The sequence below is a fragment of the Pseudoalteromonas sp. TAB23 genome (genome assembly GCF_000498075.1).
Classification (GTDB): domain Bacteria; phylum Pseudomonadota; class Gammaproteobacteria; order Enterobacterales; family Alteromonadaceae; genus Pseudoalteromonas; species Pseudoalteromonas arctica.
Window position 1 is genome coordinate 1 of the sequence record NZ_AUTP01000011.1, and the last position, 558, is coordinate 558.

Sequence of the window (558 nt, forward strand, 5' to 3'; positions counted from 1 at the left end):
CCGCTGCTCCAGCTAAATCTGAAGAGGCAGCACCTGCTGCTTCTACAGGTTCTTCAACTAAAGAAGTAACCGTACCAGATATTGGCGATGATGAAGTTGAAGTAACTGAAATCATGGTTGCTGTTGGCGACACTGTTTCAGAAGAGCAATCTATCTTAAACGTTGAAGGCGACAAGGCAGCAATGGAAGTACCCGCTCCATTTGCCGGTATAGTTAAAGAAATTAAAGTCGCCGCTGGCGATACAGTTAAAACAGGCTCATTAGTGTTTGTTTTTGAAGTAGCAGGAAGTGAATCTGCAGCACCGGCTAAAGAGTCGGCTCCTGTAGAAGCGCCAGCAGCTAGCTCAACAGCAAATGCAGCACCAAGTACTAAAGAAGTTAATGTACCTGATATTGGTGGCGATGAAGTTGAAGTAACTGAAATTATGGTTGCAGTTGGCGATACGGTTGAAGAAGATCAATCAATCTTAAACGTTGAAGGCGACAAAGCTGCAATGGAAGTACCAGCTCCATTTGCAGGTACAGTTAAAGAAATTAAAGTAGCCGCAGGCGATAAAG

Annotated in this window: 1 protein-coding gene; it reads left to right on the plus strand. The window is 44.3% G+C overall.

Features of this window, described 5'->3' with window-relative positions:
• Positions 1–558: biotin/lipoyl-containing protein (locus tag L654_RS0100175; protein ID WP_029753405.1), on the plus strand; the 558-nt coding region annotated here is incomplete at both ends.